The 17697-nt window shown below is 62.6% G+C and carries 16 protein-coding genes and 1 tRNA gene; 9 read left to right on the top strand and 8 right to left on the bottom strand.

The window, feature by feature from the left end; genetic code table 11:
• Window positions 1–9: 9 nt before the first annotated feature.
• A tRNA-Pro gene (locus AB5Y48_RS13365) sits at window positions 10–86 on the top strand.
• A gap of 257 nt (window positions 87–343) precedes the next feature.
• Complete coding sequence (locus AB5Y48_RS13360) at window positions 344–808, top strand: DUF2919 domain-containing protein (RefSeq protein ID WP_368164797.1); 465 nt, start codon at window positions 344–346, stop codon at window positions 806–808.
• 54 nt (window positions 809–862) lie between these two features.
• On the opposite strand, the gene AB5Y48_RS13355 is transcribed toward AB5Y48_RS13360, so the two are convergent.
• A complete protein-coding gene (locus AB5Y48_RS13355) occupies window positions 863–1564 on the bottom strand; it encodes a hypothetical protein (RefSeq protein WP_368164795.1) in 702 nt (233 codons plus the stop codon).
• A gap of 63 nt (window positions 1565–1627) precedes the next feature.
• Complete coding sequence (gene mltA / locus AB5Y48_RS13350; RefSeq protein ID WP_050664754.1) at window positions 1628–2782, bottom strand: murein transglycosylase A; 1155 nt, start codon at window positions 2780–2782, stop codon at window positions 1628–1630.
• Window positions 2783–2952: 170 nt separating this feature from the next.
• On the opposite strand from mltA, the gene AB5Y48_RS13345 reads away from it, so the two are divergent.
• Window positions 2953–3201: a DUF1289 domain-containing protein gene (locus AB5Y48_RS13345; protein WP_050664753.1), complete on the top strand. Its 249-nt coding sequence runs from the start codon at window positions 2953–2955 to the stop codon at window positions 3199–3201.
• Window positions 3202–3268: 67 nt separating this feature from the next.
• Here the strand turns inward: AB5Y48_RS13345 and fruA are convergent, their stop codons facing one another.
• Genes fruA through fruB form a run of 3 tightly spaced genes read right to left on the bottom strand, consistent with a single transcriptional unit; the run spans window position 3269 to window position 7082 of the window.
• Entirely contained in the window at window positions 3269–4990 is a 1722-nt protein-coding gene (fruA, locus tag AB5Y48_RS13340) for a PTS fructose transporter subunit IIBC (protein ID WP_136613463.1), read from the bottom strand.
• Complete coding sequence (gene pfkB / locus AB5Y48_RS13335) at window positions 4987–5937, bottom strand: 1-phosphofructokinase (RefSeq protein ID WP_368164793.1); 951 nt, start codon at window positions 5935–5937, stop codon at window positions 4987–4989. The genes fruA and pfkB overlap by 4 nt, the downstream gene beginning before the upstream one ends.
• Window positions 5934–7082: a fused PTS fructose transporter subunit IIA/HPr protein gene (fruB, locus tag AB5Y48_RS13330; RefSeq protein WP_368164792.1), complete on the bottom strand. Its 1149-nt coding sequence runs from the start codon at window positions 7080–7082 to the stop codon at window positions 5934–5936. The genes pfkB and fruB overlap by 4 nt, the downstream gene beginning before the upstream one ends.
• Window positions 7083–7358: 276 nt before the next feature.
• Between fruB and cra the strand changes: the two genes are divergently transcribed.
• Window positions 7359–8339, top strand: coding sequence for a catabolite repressor/activator (cra, locus tag AB5Y48_RS13325; RefSeq protein WP_368164790.1), 981 nt, complete (start codon window positions 7359–7361; stop codon window positions 8337–8339).
• A gap of 245 nt (window positions 8340–8584) precedes the next feature.
• Window positions 8585–9778, top strand: coding sequence for an aromatic amino acid transporter (locus AB5Y48_RS13320; protein WP_368164789.1), 1194 nt, complete (start codon window positions 8585–8587; stop codon window positions 9776–9778).
• A 24-nt stretch (window positions 9779–9802) separates the two neighbouring features.
• On the opposite strand, the gene AB5Y48_RS13315 is transcribed toward AB5Y48_RS13320, so the two are convergent.
• Window positions 9803–10702 carry a LysR family transcriptional regulator gene (locus AB5Y48_RS13315; protein ID WP_368164788.1) on the bottom strand — a complete coding sequence of 300 codons (900 nt, stop codon included), beginning with the start codon at window positions 10700–10702 and terminating at the stop codon, window positions 9803–9805.
• A 102-nt stretch (window positions 10703–10804) separates the two neighbouring features.
• On the opposite strand from AB5Y48_RS13315, the gene AB5Y48_RS13310 reads away from it, so the two are divergent.
• Entirely contained in the window at window positions 10805–11395 is a 591-nt protein-coding gene (locus AB5Y48_RS13310) for a cysteine hydrolase family protein (protein ID WP_368164787.1), read from the top strand.
• A 29-nt stretch (window positions 11396–11424) separates the two neighbouring features.
• A complete protein-coding gene (locus AB5Y48_RS13305; RefSeq protein ID WP_368164785.1) occupies window positions 11425–12309 on the top strand; it encodes an FUSC family protein in 885 nt (294 codons plus the stop codon).
• A gap of 63 nt (window positions 12310–12372) precedes the next feature.
• Here the strand turns inward: AB5Y48_RS13305 and fbp are convergent, their stop codons facing one another.
• Window positions 12373–13401 (bottom strand): class 1 fructose-bisphosphatase, encoded by a 1029-nt coding sequence (gene fbp, locus AB5Y48_RS13300; RefSeq protein ID WP_368164784.1) that lies wholly within the window; start codon window positions 13399–13401, stop codon window positions 12373–12375.
• 322 nt (window positions 13402–13723) lie between these two features.
• Here fbp and AB5Y48_RS13295 point away from each other — a divergent pair, with 322 nt between their 5' ends.
• Entirely contained in the window at window positions 13724–15340 is a 1617-nt protein-coding gene (locus AB5Y48_RS13295) for a peptide ABC transporter substrate-binding protein (protein WP_368164782.1), read from the top strand.
• 130 nt (window positions 15341–15470) lie between these two features.
• Entirely contained in the window at window positions 15471–15605 is a 135-nt protein-coding gene (locus tag AB5Y48_RS13290) for a hypothetical protein (protein ID WP_256364888.1), read from the top strand.
• Window positions 15606–15732: 127 nt separating this feature from the next.
• On the opposite strand, the gene ppiD is transcribed toward AB5Y48_RS13290, so the two are convergent.
• The gene (gene ppiD, locus AB5Y48_RS13285) at window positions 15733–17646 is read right to left on the bottom strand and encodes a peptidylprolyl isomerase (protein WP_368164780.1); all 1914 of its coding nucleotides are present in this window, start codon (window positions 17644–17646) and stop codon (window positions 15733–15735) included.
• Between the last annotated feature and the right edge of the window lie 51 nt (window positions 17647–17697).

Below are 17697 nucleotides of genomic sequence, written 5' to 3'. Positions count from 1 at the left end.
TGACCACGTCGGCGTGTAGCGCAGCCAGGTAGCGCACTGTCATGGGGTGTCAGGGGTCGGAGGTTCAAATCCTCTCACGCCGACCATCATTCCCCGCAAAAGGCCCAGTCTTGTGACTGGGCCTTTTCCTTTTCCTCTCCCCCATGTCACATCTGACAGCTAGGCATCCACACTCAATGGCGCATAATTCCTCTCACCAGCCTGTTGGCTTGTGTTCCTGTATCTGTGTGCAATTGGTCCCTCCTCGCGAGGGACTTTTTTTATCTGCCCCCCGCTTAACACCCACCCATTGCATCCACGCCACGGCATCCCCATATGTTTGTCATCGCCCCAGGAGATGCTCATGACCCTCTACCCCGAACACCGCTATGATCGCCATGGTCAGCTCAATCCCCCTTTCTGGTTCTGGCCCATCGCCCTGCTGCTCACCCGCTCTCTCTGGCTCTTCCTGATGGCCGGCGTCACCCGGCAGGGAGGAAGTGACATCCTCACCCTGCTCTATCCGGACAAGATCAGCCTCTATCTTGCCATGGCCAGCGATCTCCCCGCCGCCCTGGCCCTGCTTGCTTGTGGCGGCCTGCATACCCATCCACTGCGCGCCTGGCTGCGCCGCCATACCCGGGGCTTGCTGCTGCTGTCCGCCCTGAGCGGCTTGCTGCTGCAAATCACCACCCTCACCCATCAGGGATGGGACTTTAGCTGGGCCAATGCCCTCACCCTGGTGGGGAACCTCTGGGCCATCTGGTATCTGCTGCGAAGTCGCTCCCTTCGCGACTACGCAAGGGATATCCCCGTTTCCCACGGGTGAAGACAAAAACGGGGCACCCCCAGGCGCCCTGTCTCACCACTGACCAGAGCGACCCTATCGAAGTGTCACCCGGATCTGCAGCCGCTGGCTCAGGGCCTGACTCCCCTGACCCAGGCTGGTACCGAGCTGGCTTGCGTCCCCCTCCTGACTGATGGCGCCAAGCTCGATCCACTCGCCGAGCCGGCCGCTGACTTCGCTGGAGAGTTGCTGAAGGCGATCGCCACCGGCCACCTTGTTGCGAGTCCCGACGGTCACACTTACCCTCTCCCGCACCAGGGTCGGCACGGCGGCAATGCCCTCACGCTCCTCGGCAAGCAGCACCCAGCGCTCACCACGCCAGCCGTAGAGCACCACAGGACGCGTGCTACCCAGGGTCAGTTGCACCGGTTTGCCCGACAGACCGCTCACCTGCCAGTTGCCACTGGAGCTGGCATGGCGGCTCCCCGCTCCGAGGACGAGATCCCCCTGCGCCACCCCCGCCTGCCACCCTTGATCGCGCGTCTCCCCCACCACCCGCCACGCCACATTGAGCATGGCCGGCGGCCGGTCGAGAGTGTCCAGCGTCCCCTTCACCTCGGCCAGACGCGCCGCCGGGCCGCTCACCACCAGCTGGCTTCCCAGATGGCTCACCCCCAGATCCGGATAGAGCTCGCGCAGGGTCTGCGCCGCCCCCTGGGCATCGAACATGTCGCGCACCATCACCTCGGCGTGCAGGGGAAGAGCCAGCAGCAACACCATCCACAGCCATCGTCTCATGACCACCTCCTTTTGGATGTCAGGATGACATAAAAAAGGCTGCCCGGGGGCAGCCTGCAACCATCAATAGACCCAGGGGGCGGCGGTGGGGCCACTGTGCAACCCCAGCTTCCAGACCCGGCCGAAGTGCTTGTAGTGGCCCGCATCCAGCCCGGCCTTCTCGCCCATGCCGTGATAGAGATCCAGGTGTCCGCCCTTGACCGCCCCGCCCGTATCGAGGGCGATAAGCAGGCGCAACTCATGGCGGCCGGTCCAGTTCCCCTCCTTATCGAGCAGGGGCACCTCGGCAAGGATAGGAGTGCCCATGGGGAGCAGGCGGCGATCGGCCGCCACCGCCGCCATGCCGAGCAGAGGGATGCCGGCGGCACCGATCACATCGTTGGTGGGACGGCGCTGGAAGAAGACGTAGGAGGGGTTGTTCTCCACCAGCTCCTTGACCTCGGCTTCAGACTTGCTGTCGGCCCACTCCTTGATGGCCTTGAGGGACATCTTCTCCTTGGCCACCTCGCCCCGATCGATGAGCACCCGACCTATGCTGACGTAGCCATGGCCGTTTTTGCCCGCATAGCCGAGATATTGCAGCTGATCCGACTCCCCGTAGTGGACAAATCCCGACCCCTGCACGTCCATCAGGAAGTTGTCGATAAGGGACTTGCTATAACCGAGCTCCAGGCCACGATTGGCCAGGGCGCCCTGATGGATCTGGGCCCGGCTCGGGCAACGCCCGCCACAGTTGGGCATGGCGTAGAGGGGGTACTTGAACTCTCCCCCTTTCTGGCGCCGAACCTCGAGCACCGGGGAGAAATAGCCGGTGAAGAGGATGTTCCCCTGACGATCGGCGCCCCCCATCTGTGCCAGCGAGATGCCGTAGCCTGGTAAGGCCGCAGGATCGCCACCGGCCGCTATCCAGCGGTTGAGCTTGTAGTAGAGATCCCCGTAGCGGCTCGCCATGCGTTTGGATCTGTCCACCACCAGCTGGCTCTGGGGACCGAACATGCGAAAATTGCGAGCCTGCTTGCTGTTGACCCGGGTCACGTGATTCAGCTCACCGGGCAAGCTGCCGTCGAGATACTGCCGCCCCAGGTTCTCTTCCTGGTTGCAATCCACAAAGCAGCTCTCTGCCGTGGGCTTCACCGCTTTCTTCGGGGCCTCCCCCGAGCCGGCACACCCCCCAAGAGCCAGGGGAATGGCCAACCACCAACCGGAGCGCATCTTCATTAGGTCCTCATACAACACCAAGCCACTGATGGGCGGCAAGATGCCAAAAAGCCGGTCACAAAGCAAACCCGCCAAGAGCCGTAAAGCACCTTTTTTTGCAGGGGGTTATCAATAAGTTACAAGTGACCGCCCCTGGGTTATAACATGAGCAGGGATTGACGGGAGCCATCATGGAGCAGCTCGAATTCTTTCCTCTGCAGAGCCCCTGTATTGGCGTCTGTGAGGCCAATAACCGTGGCTACTGCAAGGGGTGCTATCGCAGCCGCGAGGAGCGCTTTAACTGGCAGAAGATGTCCGCCTCCGAGCAACAGGAGGTGCTGCGTCTGTGCCGGGACCGCAAACGCCGGGTCGAGGCCGCCAGACGCAAGGCCGTCGAGAGTGGTCAGGAGCCGCCGACTCCGGATGGATGGGATTTTTAAGCGCCCCCGGGTTCCCGTTCACGCCAATAAAAAAGCGGCCCGAGGGCCGCTTGCATCAGGGTATTGATTAGGCGGTCGCGAGGCTGGCCGTCGGCTGCTCGCTGCGCTTGAGCATGGCATAGCTGACACCGGTCAGCGCCGAGCCTGCGGCAATGGCCAGCATGTAGGGCAATACATGGCTGATGGCGCCCGGGATAAAGAGCACGAACAGGCCGCCGTGGGGCGCCATCAACTCGCAACCGAACAGCATGGAGAGGGCACCGGTCAAGGCACCACCGGCCATGCAGGCGGGGATGACGCGCATGGGATCCTTGGCGGCAAACGGAATGGCCCCCTCGGAGATAAAACACAGACCCAGCACGAAGGAGGCCTTGCCCGCCTCTTGCTCCGCCTTGATGAATTTCTTGCGGGCGAGGAAGGTGGCGATCCCCATCCCCAGTGCCGGCACCATGCCGGCGGCCATCACGGCCGCCATGGGCGCATAGGTCTTGGAGGCGAGCAGACCGACCCCAAAGGCGTAGGCCGCCTTGTTGACCGGGCCGCCCATGTCGAAGCACATCATGGCCCCGATAATGACACCCAGCAGCACGGCGTTGGCCGACCCCATGTTGTTCAAAAACTCGGTCATGGCACTCATGATGCCGGCGACCGGGCCACCCACCACGTAGATCATCACCAGCCCCGTGAACAGGCTCGCCACCAGCGGGATGATGAGGATGGGCTTGAGCGCCTCCAGGGTCACCGGCAGGCGCACCTTGTCACTCAAGTACTTGGCGCTGTAACCGGCGAGAAAACCCGCGACTATGCCACCGAGGAAACCGGCGCCAAGGGAGCTGGCCAACATGCCCCCTATCATGCCGGGTGCCAGACCCGGTCTGTCGGCGATGGAGTAGGCGATATAACCCGCCAGCACAGGGATCATCAGGGCGAAGGCCGAGGCGCCACCGATCTGCATCAGGGCCGCGGCCAGGGTGCCTTCCACCTTGAATGCCTCGATGCCAAACACGAACGACAACGCGATGATGAGGCCACCGGCCACCACCATGGGCAGCATAAAGGAGACCCCGGTCAGCAGGTGCTTGTAGGGCCCGGCCTTCTCCGCCTTCCTGGGCTCGCTCTGGCCCCCGCTGTGGCGATAGACCTTGGCCTCGCGCCACCCCTTTTCAAGTTCGGCGCGGGTCTTCTTGAGGGCCGCCCCTGTGCTGGTGCGATAGACCCGCTTGCCATCGAAGCGGGACATCTCCACCTCGATATCGGTGGCCAGCAGCACCAGATCCGCGGCGGCGATCTCCTCCGCCGTCAGGGCATTTTGCGCACCGACCGAGCCCTGGGTCTCGACCCGGATCTCGTAACCAAGCTGCGGAGCCATGGTTTCGAGGGCCTCGGCCGACATAAAGGTGTGCGCCACCCCGGTCGGGCAGGCGGTCACCGCCACTATGCGTCCGCTGGCAGCCACTTCGCTCCGGGCTTTGGGACTGGCCACATGGGCATAGGGGCTGGCCTCACGGATCGCCGCCTCCAGCAGGGCCTGGGGCGCCTGTATGGCTTGCTCTATCTCACCCCGATAGAGGCGCTTGCCCTCGAAGCGGGCGAGATCCGCCTCACCACTGGCGGCCACCACCACCAGCTCGGCGGCGGCGATCTCGGCCTCGCTCAACAGCGGATCATGGCCTCTGGCCTCGGCCTTGACCTCCCACCCCTGCGCCCTGGCTACCTGCTCGAGGCGGCGCGCGGCGAGAAAACCGGTGGCAATGCCCGCGGGGCAAGCCGTGACTATCAATGCTTTCATTGGGCATCTCCTTGAGTCATCAGTTGTGTAACGACAACGCGTTCCATCAGGGGCGCGAGCTGCTCGCGCCCGTCAAATCCAACGGCCACCTGGCTCACCGCCAGGGCCGAGGCGGCGGTGGCCAGGCGAATCGTCTCCTCTCTGGGCAATCCGCTGGCCAGGCCATAGACCAGGCCGGCCACCAGGGAGTCCCCGGCACCGACCGTACTGACCACCTCCATGCGTGGCGGCACCGCACGCAGCACCCCTTCCCGGCCAAACCAGAGCAGGCCTCGGCTGCCGTCGGAGACCACCACATGGTCGACCCCTTGGGCCAGCAGGGTGTTGGCGCAGGCCTGTTGTTCCTGATCGCTCTCGATGGGGTGACCGACCCACTGGCCAAGCTCCTCCCGGTTGGGCTTGACCAGGGTTGGCAAGCCACCCAGGCCGGCACGCAGGGCCGCGCCACTCGAGTCGAAGATCACCTGCTTGCCGCGCGCCTTGAGACGGGCGACCAGCTCGCGCGCAAATTCGGGCTCGATCCCCTTGGGCAGGCTTCCCGCCAGCACAAACCAGTGGTGATCGAGGCAAAGCCTGTCCAGGGTGACCAGCAGCGCCTGCCGGGCCTCTTCGCCTATCTGCAGGCCCGGCAAATTGAGATCGGTCACCCGGCCACAGCCCTCGGCAATCTTGACGTTGATCCGGGTCTCGCCGGGCACCCGAACAAAGGCATCGGTGAGCCCCTTCTGGCCAAACAGCTCGGCGAAGGGGATCTGGTTCCCCGCCCCGAGCCAGCCGGTCACGGTCACCTCGCCGCCGAGATCCTTGAGCACCATGGCCACGTTGATCCCCTTGCCGGCAGGGCGCAGGGAGGCCTGAGCGGCGAGGTTAACCTCCCCCACGCAGAGCTCGTCCAGACGAGCGGTCAGATCGAGGGCCGGGTTGAGGGTGATGGTCGCTATCTTCATGCTCCGGCCCCTTCACCCAGACCGGCGGCGATGGCCTCGCCAAGCCCATTGAGGGCTGCCCCGGCATCGGTCCCCTCGGCGCGAAATGCCAGGCGATGGCCACACTTGACCCCGAGACCTATCACCTTCATCAGACTCTTGGCGTTGACCTCCTCGCCGCTGCCGTCGAGGTTGGCAACGCGGATCTCTGCCTCATACTCCTTGGCCACCTTGACCAGCATGGCGCCGGGACGGGCGTGCAGGCCGTGGGGGTTGACGATGGTGAAGGTGGCCCTGTGGCCGTCGCTCTGGGAGGCGACCGGGGCAGCCTCGCCCTGCAGCAGGGTCAGCCCGTGCCGGGCCAGCTCGCCGAGGCGGCCAGCACCTGTCAGCTCCACCAGCCGGCCCAGTTCCGCCTCATGCCCCCGGCCATTGGCGCAGAGCAGCAGCAGGGCGTTGACCTCGTGGCCATGGGTCACCAGTGGCTGGGCCGGGGTGGCCAACAGCCATCCGGCCTGCCCGGCGGCGGTGCGGGCCAGCCATACCCCCTGCCCCAGATGCAGGGGAGCGGCCCCCAGCAAAGTGGCCAGGGCCTGAGTGTCGAGCCAGCCGAGGGACTTGGCGCGCGCACCGGCCCCCAGCAGCAACTCATCGAGGCTCAGGGCCGGGAAGTGTGCCAGGGTGGCCAGCTCCCGCTGACCGTCAGCCCGGCCTGTCGCCCCGGTTACCAGCGGGTCACCCTCCCCCGAGAGCACCCGGATGATCTCGGTCACATCCCGGGTGGTTCGAAGGCGCTCGGTGGCGGCCTCATCCCCCAGCACCCGGGTGAGCTGGCGCAAGATCCCCAGATGCTCGTCGGACTTGGCGGCGATGGCGATGACGAGATAGGCCTTCTGGCCGTCGTCCCACTCCACCCCTTGCGGGAACTGGGCCACGCGCACCCCGGTCTGGCGCACCAGGTGGCGGGTCTCGGTGGTGCCGTGGGGAATGGCGATGCCGTTACCCAGATAGGTGGCGTGCTGGGCCTCTCTGGCCTGCATGCCGGCCAGGTAGCCGGGCTCTACCAGGGCCGCGGCCTCGAGCCGTGACGCCAACAGGCCGATCGCCTCGTCCTTGCTTGCGGCGCGCTGGTCCAACAGGATCTCATCGGGTGCCAGGGTCAACATAAACACTCTCCAGTCAATGCAATATCAATGTTTCGGTACCGGCGGCTTGGGAACGCCGGTCGACTCGCTTCGCCTCGGCACCAACCACCGCAGGGTAAGAGCCGTGGGGCCATCCCCGCTCTTTTTGGCTTGGGATGCTGACAAGCTGAATCGTTTCACTTAACCTAAAGACTGAATCGTTTCAGCGATTTATTCAAGCCCGCGCCAGGAACAAGATTCCAATGGTATGATCGGGCGCACAATTTTCGTGATCACGGCGCCAAGTGAGATAAGACGATGAAACTCGAAGAGATAGCCGCGCTGGCGGGGGTATCCCGTACCACGGCGAGCTATGTGATCAATGGCAAGGCCGAGCAGTACCGCATCAGCCAGGCTACCCGCGACAAGGTGATGGCCGTGGTGGCGGCCCACCACTATCAACCCGACAGCCGCGCCGCTTCCCTGCGCGGCGGACAGACCAGGACCCTGGGCTTCATCCTGCCCGATCTGGAAAACGCCAGCTACGCCAAGCTGGCCAAACGCCTCGAGCAGGGTGCCCGCGCCCAGGGGTATCAGCTGCTTATCGTCTGCTCGGAAGATGAGCCCGATACCGAGCGCGAGCTGGCCAAGATGCTGCTTGCCCGCCACGTGGATGCCCTCCTGGTGGCCAGCTGCCTGCCCCCGGAGGAGACCTGGTATCAGGATCGCCAGCGCGAGGGGGCCCGCATCATCGCCATCGATCGGGTGATGGATCCCGAACACTTCGTCTCGGTGGCCAGTGAAAACCGCGAGGCCTCCGAGGCCCTCACCCGGGCCCTGCTGAGCCCGGATCTGGCCAGTATCGCCCTGATCACCGCCATGCCGGGTCTCACCATCAGCGAGGAGCGCCGCGAGGGCTTTGTGCAGGCTCTGGAGGGGCATTCGGCCCGGGTGTGGGAGTGCGCCGGCGCCCATTTCGATCGCGCCGAGGGGTATCGCCTGCTGGCCGGACTACACCGACAGAGCGGTACCCTGCCGGCGGCGCTGGTCACCACCTCCTACGTCTTGATGGAGGGAGTACTCGACTATCTGCTGGAGCAGGGGATCGACATGCAGAGCCTGGCCATGGCCACCTTCGGTGACGACCGGCTGCTCGATTTCTTGCCCTGCGCCATCCACTCCCTCCCCCAACGCCACGACGAGATCGCCGCCAAGGCCCTGCAGTTGGCCATCGGCGCCATCGGGGGCCACTACCCCTGCGGCATTCACGCGGTCAGCCGTAGCCTGCACAGGCGCTGATCCGGACGCCGGCCCGGCCGGCGTCATCTTTTCTTTCCGCTTTCTGGCCAGAAATGTGAACAAAGCCCTCCCTTTTGCTTGCCACTGCCCTTCCCCTTGTTTACAGTGGCAACCCTCAATTACAGCGGGTTATGCTATGTCACTCCTCATTGACAACCGATATCTCTAGCCACCAGCCAAAGACTGGTGGCGGCATCCATTCCATCCCGAATCTTTTGTATAAATAGCTTTACGGAAACGAATTCATGCGATCCAGAACCCTCGGTTGTACCCTGCTCATCGCCGGCACCACCATAGGCGCCGGCATGCTGGCCCTGCCCCTGGCTGCCTCCTCCCTCGGCGGCCCCGCCACCCTGCTGCTCATGGTGATCCTCTGGGCCCTGATGGCCTACACCGCCATGCTGCAGGTCGAGGCGAGCCTTGTCACTGGCCACTCTCATCTGCATCAGCTGGCGGATCATCTGCTCGGCCCCTGGGGCAAGCGGCTGGCCGCCTTCTGTGTGTTGATGCTGTTTTACTCGCTGGCGGCGGCCTACATCAGCGGCGGCAGTGCCCTGCTGGCCCAGGCCTTGGGGGAACAGGGCATGGCGCTGGGACAGACCCAGGCCGCCTGGCTCTTTACCCTGCTCTTCGGGGGCATGGTGTGCGTGGGTACCCGCTCGGTTGACTACCTCAACCGCCTGATGTTTGCGACCAAGTTGGTGATCATGGTGGGTGTGTTGACCCTGCTCCTGCCCCGTGCCGAGGGACAACATCTGCTGGCCATGCCCCTTGAACAGGGACTCTTGCTGGCGGGCCTGCCGGTTATCTTCACCTCGTTCGGCTTTCACGGCTCCATCCCGAGCGTGATGCTCTATCTGGGTCGGGATCCACGCCGTCTGCGCCGGGTGTTTGTGTGGGGCTCGGCCCTGCCCCTCATCCTCTATGTGCTCTGGCAGGTGGCCATCCTCGGCCTGCTCGGTCAGCAGAATTTGCTCGCCAGCGGTGGCGCCCTCGACGGCCTGCTCGCCCGCATCGGTCAGGAGATCGACTGGAGCGCCTTTAGCCAGGCCATGCATCTGTTTGCGGATCTGGCGCTCGCCACCTCCTTCCTTGGTGTGACCCTGGGGCTGTTCGACTTTATGGCCAAGGTGACCCGTCGCAAGGATAACTGGCAAGGTCGAGCCCAGACCGGCCTCATCACCTTTATGCCGCCCCTGCTGTTTGCCCTCTATTTTCCCCAGGGTTTCATCATGGCACTCGGCTACGCCGCCATTGCGCTCGCAATCCTTGCGGTGCTGCTGCCGGTGGCCCTGGCCTGGCAGGCGCGCAAGGTCGCGACCCCGAATGCCTACCGCGCCCCCGGCGGCACCCTGGCATTGGCCGGAGCCGCCACCCTGGGGGGTCTTATCGTCATGGTACAACTGGGCGTCTCGGCAGGATTGCTGCCGGCCCTGTAAATCACAGTGGCGTGTGGGTGATGCTCACACGCCCTCCTCTTCTGCCCAGCGGCACTCCAGGGCCGCTGCCTCTTGCTGCAGCCACTGGATCACCCGCCGTGCCGGCTCGCTGATACCGCCGGGAGCCAGCGCCACCAGCCGGTATTCTGCGGCCACCACCGACTCTCCCAGCTTGACGAGCAGGCCGGCCTGCAGCTCTTCGATCACAAACAGGTGATGAGTCACCAACAGGCCCAGGCCGGCGATGGCCGCCTGGATCGCCAGTGGTGAGCTCTTGAACATCAACTCGGGGTCACGCTGTGCCTGACCGTTAGCGGCAAGCCAGATCGGCCAGTCACGCTTTCTCAATGGGTCTTGCACACCGATGCAGGGGGTATGGCCAAGCAGTTGCCCGTGTGGCTCGCTCCGGGTGCCCCGCGCCGCCACCAGGATCAGCCGGTCGGGACACAAGGGGTAGTGAGGGTAGCGCTCGAAGGGGTTAGGCTCTGCGCTCACCAGCGCCATATCCAACCCGGCACGGCGACCTGTCAGCTCATCCCGGCGGTAGGTACCAAGCTGCAGCCCCACATCAGGCAGCGCCGCCTGCAAGGCCGGCATGCGCGGGATCAACCAGCGCAGGGCCAGGGTCGGCGCCAGGTTGAGCCTCACCTCCCCCTCTACCCTGCTCATGATCCTCTGGGTCGCCGACCCTATCGCCCCCAACCCCTCCTCCACGGCCATCAGAAAATGGCGACCGGGCTCGGTGAGCTGCATGCCGCGGGTGTTTCGCTCCAGTAGCCGGCAGCCCAGAAAAGTCTCCAGACTCTTGAGGCTCTGACTGACGGCTGAGTGGGTGAGGCAGAGCTCATCGGCCGCCTGACTGATGCTTAGATGACGACAAATACTTACAAATACGGGAAGGGTTTTCAGCGGTGGAAGGGACATGGCTTGCGATCTGTCAGATTTTCTTACATGACGTTCACTATATGTCGATTCTCAAATCGCTCGCAAACCGTATGCTGATATCCACAACCAAGGAGTGATCTCATGCAACAAGATTCCCATCAGGCCCTATTGGTCATCGATTTCATCAACGATATTGTCCATCCTCAGGGCAAGATTGCAGGCTGTGCCAGCCACTGTCAGGAGCAGCAGGCGATCTCGCATGCCAACCAGGCCATGGCCTACGCCCGTCAGCAGGGCTGGAAGGTCATTCTGATCAAGGTCGGATTTGATCCCCACTACCACGCCCAACCCAAGCATTCAGCCATCTTCGGTAAAGCACATCTGCTTGACGCCCTGATGTTGGGCGCAAGCGGTACGGCATTTCACGACGCACTGGAGGTGCGAGACACAGATCTGGTGCTGACCAAACCCAGAGTGAGCCCCTTTTATGGGACATCCCTGGAGGCGGCCCTCAGGGCCAATCACATCACCCACCTCTGGATCTGCGGCGTCAGTACCGAATGGGCCATTCAATCGGCGGTGCGCGATGCCCATGACAGGGACTATGAGGTCACCCTGCTTGAGGATGCCTGCGCCGCCGCAGATCCCGCGCAGCACCGCCACGCGATCGCCAGCCTCTCTCGTATTGCCCGCATCATGACGGTGGCCGAGATGCTCGACGCCCAGCCATGATGCCTGGGCCAACTCACCGCCAGGAGCTGATGAGCATGGCCATGGCGCTGCTCCCTGCCGGAGCCTGTTATCTCATCGCTCCGGGCCGGGAGGGCGTCGCCATGCTGCTGGTGTGTGCGGCGCTACAGCGGGGTGAGCGAGCCCTTGGCCGGGGACGTCGGGGCATGCTGATGCATCTGCTGCTCATCGCCGCGACACTCGTGACGCTTCAGTATCTCCTGCCCCACCCCTGGCTATTTGCCCTCTTTACCACGCTCCTGGCCATGCTCTGCAGCGCACTCTCATGTTATGGTGAAGCCTGGCGCACTCTGGCCAGCTGGGTGTTTATTCCGGCCCTCTACATCGCCTATGGTCCGGGTTCGCCGGCCCCCCTCTCCCTGGCGCTCTTGATCCTGCCCCTGGCAGGCCCCTTTCTGCTGCTATCGACCGGCAAGCCGATTGACACCAAACAGGTCGCCAGGCCCATGGCCGATATCCTCTATCCCTGCGTGGGTCTCGGGGGCGCCGTGCTGATCTGTTCGCTGTGGGTCGGCTATCATCGCCCTCCCCACGGGCAATGGATCATCTGGTCGGCCATGAGCGTCAGCATGATGGAGACAGGGGAGATCTACCGCAAGCTCAAGGCCAGGATCCTGGGGGCCATGGCCGGAGGCGGTGTGGGACTGGCGCTGGTGTCGCTGCATCCGGCCCACTATGTGGCCACCCTGGGCAGCATATTGATCCCGCTCACCCTGGCGATGCGCCCCTATGGCCTTGCCTTTGCCAGCCGCTGCCTGCTGATTGCACTGAGCATAGAGGCCTTTCGGGGCAGTGAGGCGGTGGTCATGGCGAGAGTGCTCGAGGTGGCGGCTGGCGGCATACTCGGGGCCACCTGCACCCATTTGGGGCTCTATTTGCACCGACGCCGACATTGAGCGCTGCCCTGATCACACGAGGGAGGCTGACGCCTCCCTCTTGCTCGTTGTTCACTCCACCGCTTAGCCCTTGGGCTCTTCATGGGAGGAGAACTCCCGCATAAAGGCTTCGGCCCGCTCCACCATCTTGGTAGAGCCGATGAAGTAAGGGGTGCGCTGGTGCAGGGCGGTGGGCTCGATGTCGAGGATACGGCGAAAGCCATCGGAAGCCTTGCCGCCGGCCTGCTCAATCAGGAATGCCAACGGATTGCACTCATAGAGCAGGCGCAGTTTCCCCTTGGGGGCATTGGTGCCGGACGGATAGATGTAGATGCCGCCCTTGAGCAGATTGCGGTGAAAATCCGATACCAGGGAGCCGATATAGCGAGCGGTATAGGGACGATGGGTCGCCTCGTCGAGCTCCTGGCAATATTTAAGGTACTTCTTCACCCCATCCGGGAACTTGATGTAGTTGCCCTCGTTGATGGAGTAGATCTTCCCCTCCTGGGGAATACGCAGATTCTCGTGAGAGAGGCAGAAGCAGCCGATGGAGGGGTCATAGGTGAAGCCGTTGACCCCGTAGCCCGTGCTGTAGACCAGCATGGTCGAGGAGCCATAGACCACGTAACCGGCCGCGACCTGACGATGACCCGGCTGCAGGAAGTCCTCCAGCACCACCGGGGAGCCGGCAGGGCTCACCCTGCGATAGATGGAGAAGATGGTGCCGACCGAGACGTTGACATCGATGTTGGAAGAGCCGTCAAGGGGGTCAATCAGCACCACGTACTTGGAGTTCTTGGCCAGCACCGAGTCGAAGGCAACGAAATCCTCTTCCTCTTCCGAGGCCATGCCGCATACCTCACCGCGGGCCTCGAGGGCCGCCTTGAAGCGCTCGTTGGCATAGACATCGAGCTTTTGCTGTACCTCTCCCTGTACGTTTTCGGCCCCTACCGAGCCGATAATATCGGCCAGGCCCGCCTTGTTGATCTCCCGGTTGACCACCTTGGCTGCGAGTCGGATGGAGCTGAGCAAGGAGCTGAGCTCACCGGTGGCGCTGGGGTACTCGGCTTGCTTCTTGACGATAAATTCACCGAGCGTGACCATGTTTTTCATCGTATGTCCTTAACGTGAACCGTTGGCGTTGAAAACGTTTGCAAAACAGAGCAAAAAAATCGCTGTTCTTGGGTGACAGCGCTATGTAACCGAATGTAACGCCTTTTTTTGCTTTTTGCAGCGAATTAACTCGCCTGAATCCCTCCCATCCGGCCCCTTTGTTTCCCCCCTTCTCCCGCCCCGATCCGCTCTGCCTGCGGGAGTCCACGGCAGTGTCGGGGGACTTTATTTTTGCTGCGAGTTTATATCACCGCCTTGTCTCGGGAGACGGCTTCACGCACACTGCCGATTGCTCGGAAGCAAACATAACAAGGACATATTCATGAAGAAGACCCTGATCGCGGCCTCCCTGGCTGCGCTGCTCTCCCTCCCCGCCCTGGCGGCAGAAGTACCGCCCGGCACCCGCCTCCTCCCCGCCGAACAACAGGTATTTGTTCGCAACATCAATACAGAGCCAGCCTCAATCGACCCACAACTGGTGGAAGAGAGTGCCGGCAGCGAGATCGTCAACGATCTCTTCGAAGGCCTCTTCAGCCTCGATGGGGAAGGTAAGCTGGTACCGGCCGGTGCGGTGAGCTACGAGGTGGATCAGAGCGGCACCGTCTACACCTTCAAGCTCAGGCCCGAGGCCAAATGGTCCAACGGTGATCCGGTCACCGCCGCCGACTACGTCTATGGCTGGCAGCGTGCCGCCGACCCCAAGACCGCCTCTCAGTACTCCTGGTTTATCGAGCTGATGGGGCTCAAGAATGCCGGTGATGTGCTGCAAGGCAAGTTGCCGCCCTCCGAACTCGGGGTCAAGGCACTCGATGAGCACACCCTGCAGGTGACCCTCAAGAGCCCCACCTCCTTCTTCCTCAAGACCCTGGCCCACTACACCACCTTCCCGGCCCACAAGGCCACCATAGAGAAGTTCGGCCAGGAGTGGGTCAAACCGGGCAACATCGTCTCCAACGGCGCCTATGTGCTCAAGGAGTGGACCCCCAACGAGCGGCTCATCGCCGAGCGCAACCCCAGCTACTGGAATAACGCCAAGACGGTGATCAACAAGGTGCTCTATCTGGAGATCGCCTCCGAGACGGCCGGCTATAACCGCTACCGCTCCGGTGAACTGCACTACACCACCTACCCCCTCGAGCAGTATCGCAAGATCAAGCAGGAGAGCCCCGGCGAGCTGGTCAATGTGCCCATCCTCGCCAGCTACTACTACGTCTTCAATACCAAGCGCAAACCGTTTGACGATGTGCGGGTGCGCCGTGCCCTGTCTCTGGCCATCGACCGTGAGGTGATCACCGACAAGATCCTGGGCCAGGGGCAGATCGCCGCCTACAGCTTCACCCCCCCCATCGTCGATGGTTTCGAGCTCAAGAAGCCCGAGAGCCAGCTGATGACCAAGGCAGCGCGCATCGAGAAGGCCAAAGCACTGCTCACCGAGGCCGGCTATGGCCCGGGCAAGCCGCTGAGTGTCGACATCCTCTACAACACCAACGAGGGGCACAAGCGCATCGCCCTGGCGGTGGCCTCCATGTGGAAGCAGAACCTTGGCGTCAATGCGGTGCTCAACAACATGGAGTGGAAGACCATGGTCTCCACCCTCAACGAGGGGGACTTCAACGTCAGCCGCTATGGCTGGAACGGAGACTATAACGACGCCTCCACCTTCCTCGATATCATGAGCAGCTCCAGCAGTGCCAACAGCGGTCAATGGAAGAGCACCGAGTATGATGCCCTGCTGGCCAAGGCCCATGACTCCATGGACGCCGCCGAGCGTACCCGTCTCTATCAGGAGGCAGAGACCCTGATCGACAAGGAGGCCCCCATCGCCCCCATCTACTTCTCGGTCAAATCCCGTCTGCTCAAACCCTTCGTCAAGGGTTACCCCTATCAGAACCCGCAGGACGTGGTCTACAGCCGCGAGATCTACCTCACGGCCCAATGACTTCAGAGGGGAAGCATCTGCTTCCCCTTTTGATACCAGCCATATGAGTCTTCTCCTCATTCCATTCATTTTATGTTCATAAAACGATGGTACGGTTTGGGCTCATTTCACTTGGCGTAGGAGTCCTCTTATGGAAGAGTCGATTCGTGAAGAGGTGGCGCAGATGCGCCAGGAGTTCGAGCAACGTGCCCAAGCAAAAGCAAAAGAGCGATGGGATCAACGAGTTGCCGAGCATGAGCAGCGCCCTGACGATAGCGAGGCGTGACCCCCTCAGGCAAGGCCCCTTGCCTTGCCTGAGGGCTTCAGGGTACTTCCCCTCTCTCTGAGTCATGAATATAAAGTGCATAAAAAAAACCCGCCAACAATGGCGGGTTTTTTTCATGGGTCATCGCTTATTCGACGACCGCCTCCTGATTGGCGAAATACTCGATCTTGGCCGCCTTGCGCAGGCTGTCGAGCAGCGCCTTGTAATCGGCCTGAGCCTTCACCTGCCCCAGTTGCCCCTTGATGAGTTCAGCCATCTGAGAAGCCTTCTCGGGCACCTGAATCGCATCCAGGGCGACGATCACCTGATCCCCGTTGCTCTGGGCAATCAACTCGACTGTGGGCTTGTCCTTGGCCGGGTGCGGCATGCGGAAGATCTCGGCAACCAGGCTCTGATCCAGCCCCTGGGCAAAGCGGGTAACGCCCTTCTCGCTCTCAAGCTTGAGACCGAGGGCTTGCAGGTCCTTCTCGCCGGCGGCGCCGGACTGGAACTTGGCCATCAGCTCCTGACCCTTGCTGCGAGCCACTTCACTGGCCTTGCTGCGCTTGATGGCAGCCACCACCAGATCACGGACCTCATCCAGCGGCTTGGCCGCCTTGGCCTTGTAGTCCATCACGTGCAGCACCAGCGCCTTGCCATCACCAATCTCGATGACGTCGGAGTTGGTGTTCTCTTCACGCAGCATCTCGGAGAAGGCGGCGGAGATCACCTTGCCATCGTTGAGGGGAGCCGGAGCACTGCCCTGGGTGAAGTAGTCGCTGGAGATGACCTTCAGACCCACCGCCTTGGCGGCCGCATCCAGAGAATCGGGATTCTCGAAGCTGGCGTCAGCCAGTTTCTGCTGCTCGGCGAAGTAGCGCTCACGGGCCTTCTCCTTTTGCAGGCGATCCTTGGTCTCGGACTGAACCTCGTCAAACGGACGCACAGTGGCGGACTCGACACCGGTCAGCTTGATGATGTGGAAGCCAAACGGGCTCTTCACCACGGCGGAGAGATCACCCACCTTGGCAAGCTCGAAGGCCGCCTTCTCGAAGGCCGGATCCATCACGCCCTTGGTAAACCAGTCCAGCTCTCCCCCCTTCTTGGCAGAGAAGGTATCGGAAGAGTCACGCTTGGCCAGCTCGGCAAAATCGCTACCGCCCTTGAGGGCTGCCAGATCGTCCTCAGCCTTCTTCAGGGCCGCGGCCTCATCCTTGCCAAAGGGGATCAGAATATGCGCCACACGGCGACGCTCGCTGCGCTGGAACTGATCCTGATGCTGGTCGTAGTAGTCGCGCACGTCCTGATCGCTGACCTGGATACCCTGGGCCAGGTTGGCGGCGTCGAGCAGCAGGTAGTCCACCTTGACCCGCTCATCGTTCATGAAGCGGTTCTGGTTGGCGTCGAAGTATTGCTTGATCTCCTCGTCACTCACCTGCACATCATTCAGGTAGGCCTGCGCAGGCAGACGCACCAGGCGTACATCGCGGCTCTGCTGATAGAGCTTGTCGAGGGTTGCGGCTTCACCGGCGAGCACAAATTCGCTCCCCAGCAGTCCACCCACCAGTTGCTGGCGAACCATGTCTTGGCGAATGCTCTCGCTGAACATCTCAGGAGACATGCCTGCCCGACGAATGAGCTGCAGGTAGCGCTCGTTGTCAAACTTGCCGTCCTTCTGGAATTCGGGCATGGCAACGATCGCCTGCTTGATCTGCTCGTCACCGATCCGCAGCCCCAACTCGTGCGCCTTGGCATCGACCAGCGCCTGATCGATCAGACGATCCAGCACGCTGCGACGCAGTTGCTTGAGGTATTGGGGATTCTCGGCGAGGCGGTTGAACTCTTCGCCCATCTGGGCCTCGAGACGGGCACGCTCGTTGCGATAGGCATTTTCCAGCGCCTGGGGGGAGATGTCGTTACCGTTGACGGCGGCGACGGCGGTGTTGGCGGGACGGTTCAGATAGCTGCCCACACCGGCCAATGCGAAGGAGAGGATGATCAGGCCCAAGATGATCTTGGCCACCTTGCCCTGCGCCCCTTCGCGCAGTTTATCCATCATCATGTTTTTACTGTTGCTCCAGGCAAAAACAATAAAAAGGCGCACCGGATGCGA

The sequence above is a fragment of the Aeromonas sp. R6-2 genome, from assembly GCF_040908155.1.
Classification (GTDB): domain Bacteria; phylum Pseudomonadota; class Gammaproteobacteria; order Enterobacterales; family Aeromonadaceae; genus Aeromonas; species Aeromonas schubertii.
This window is presented reverse-complemented; position numbering and strand designations above follow the sequence as displayed.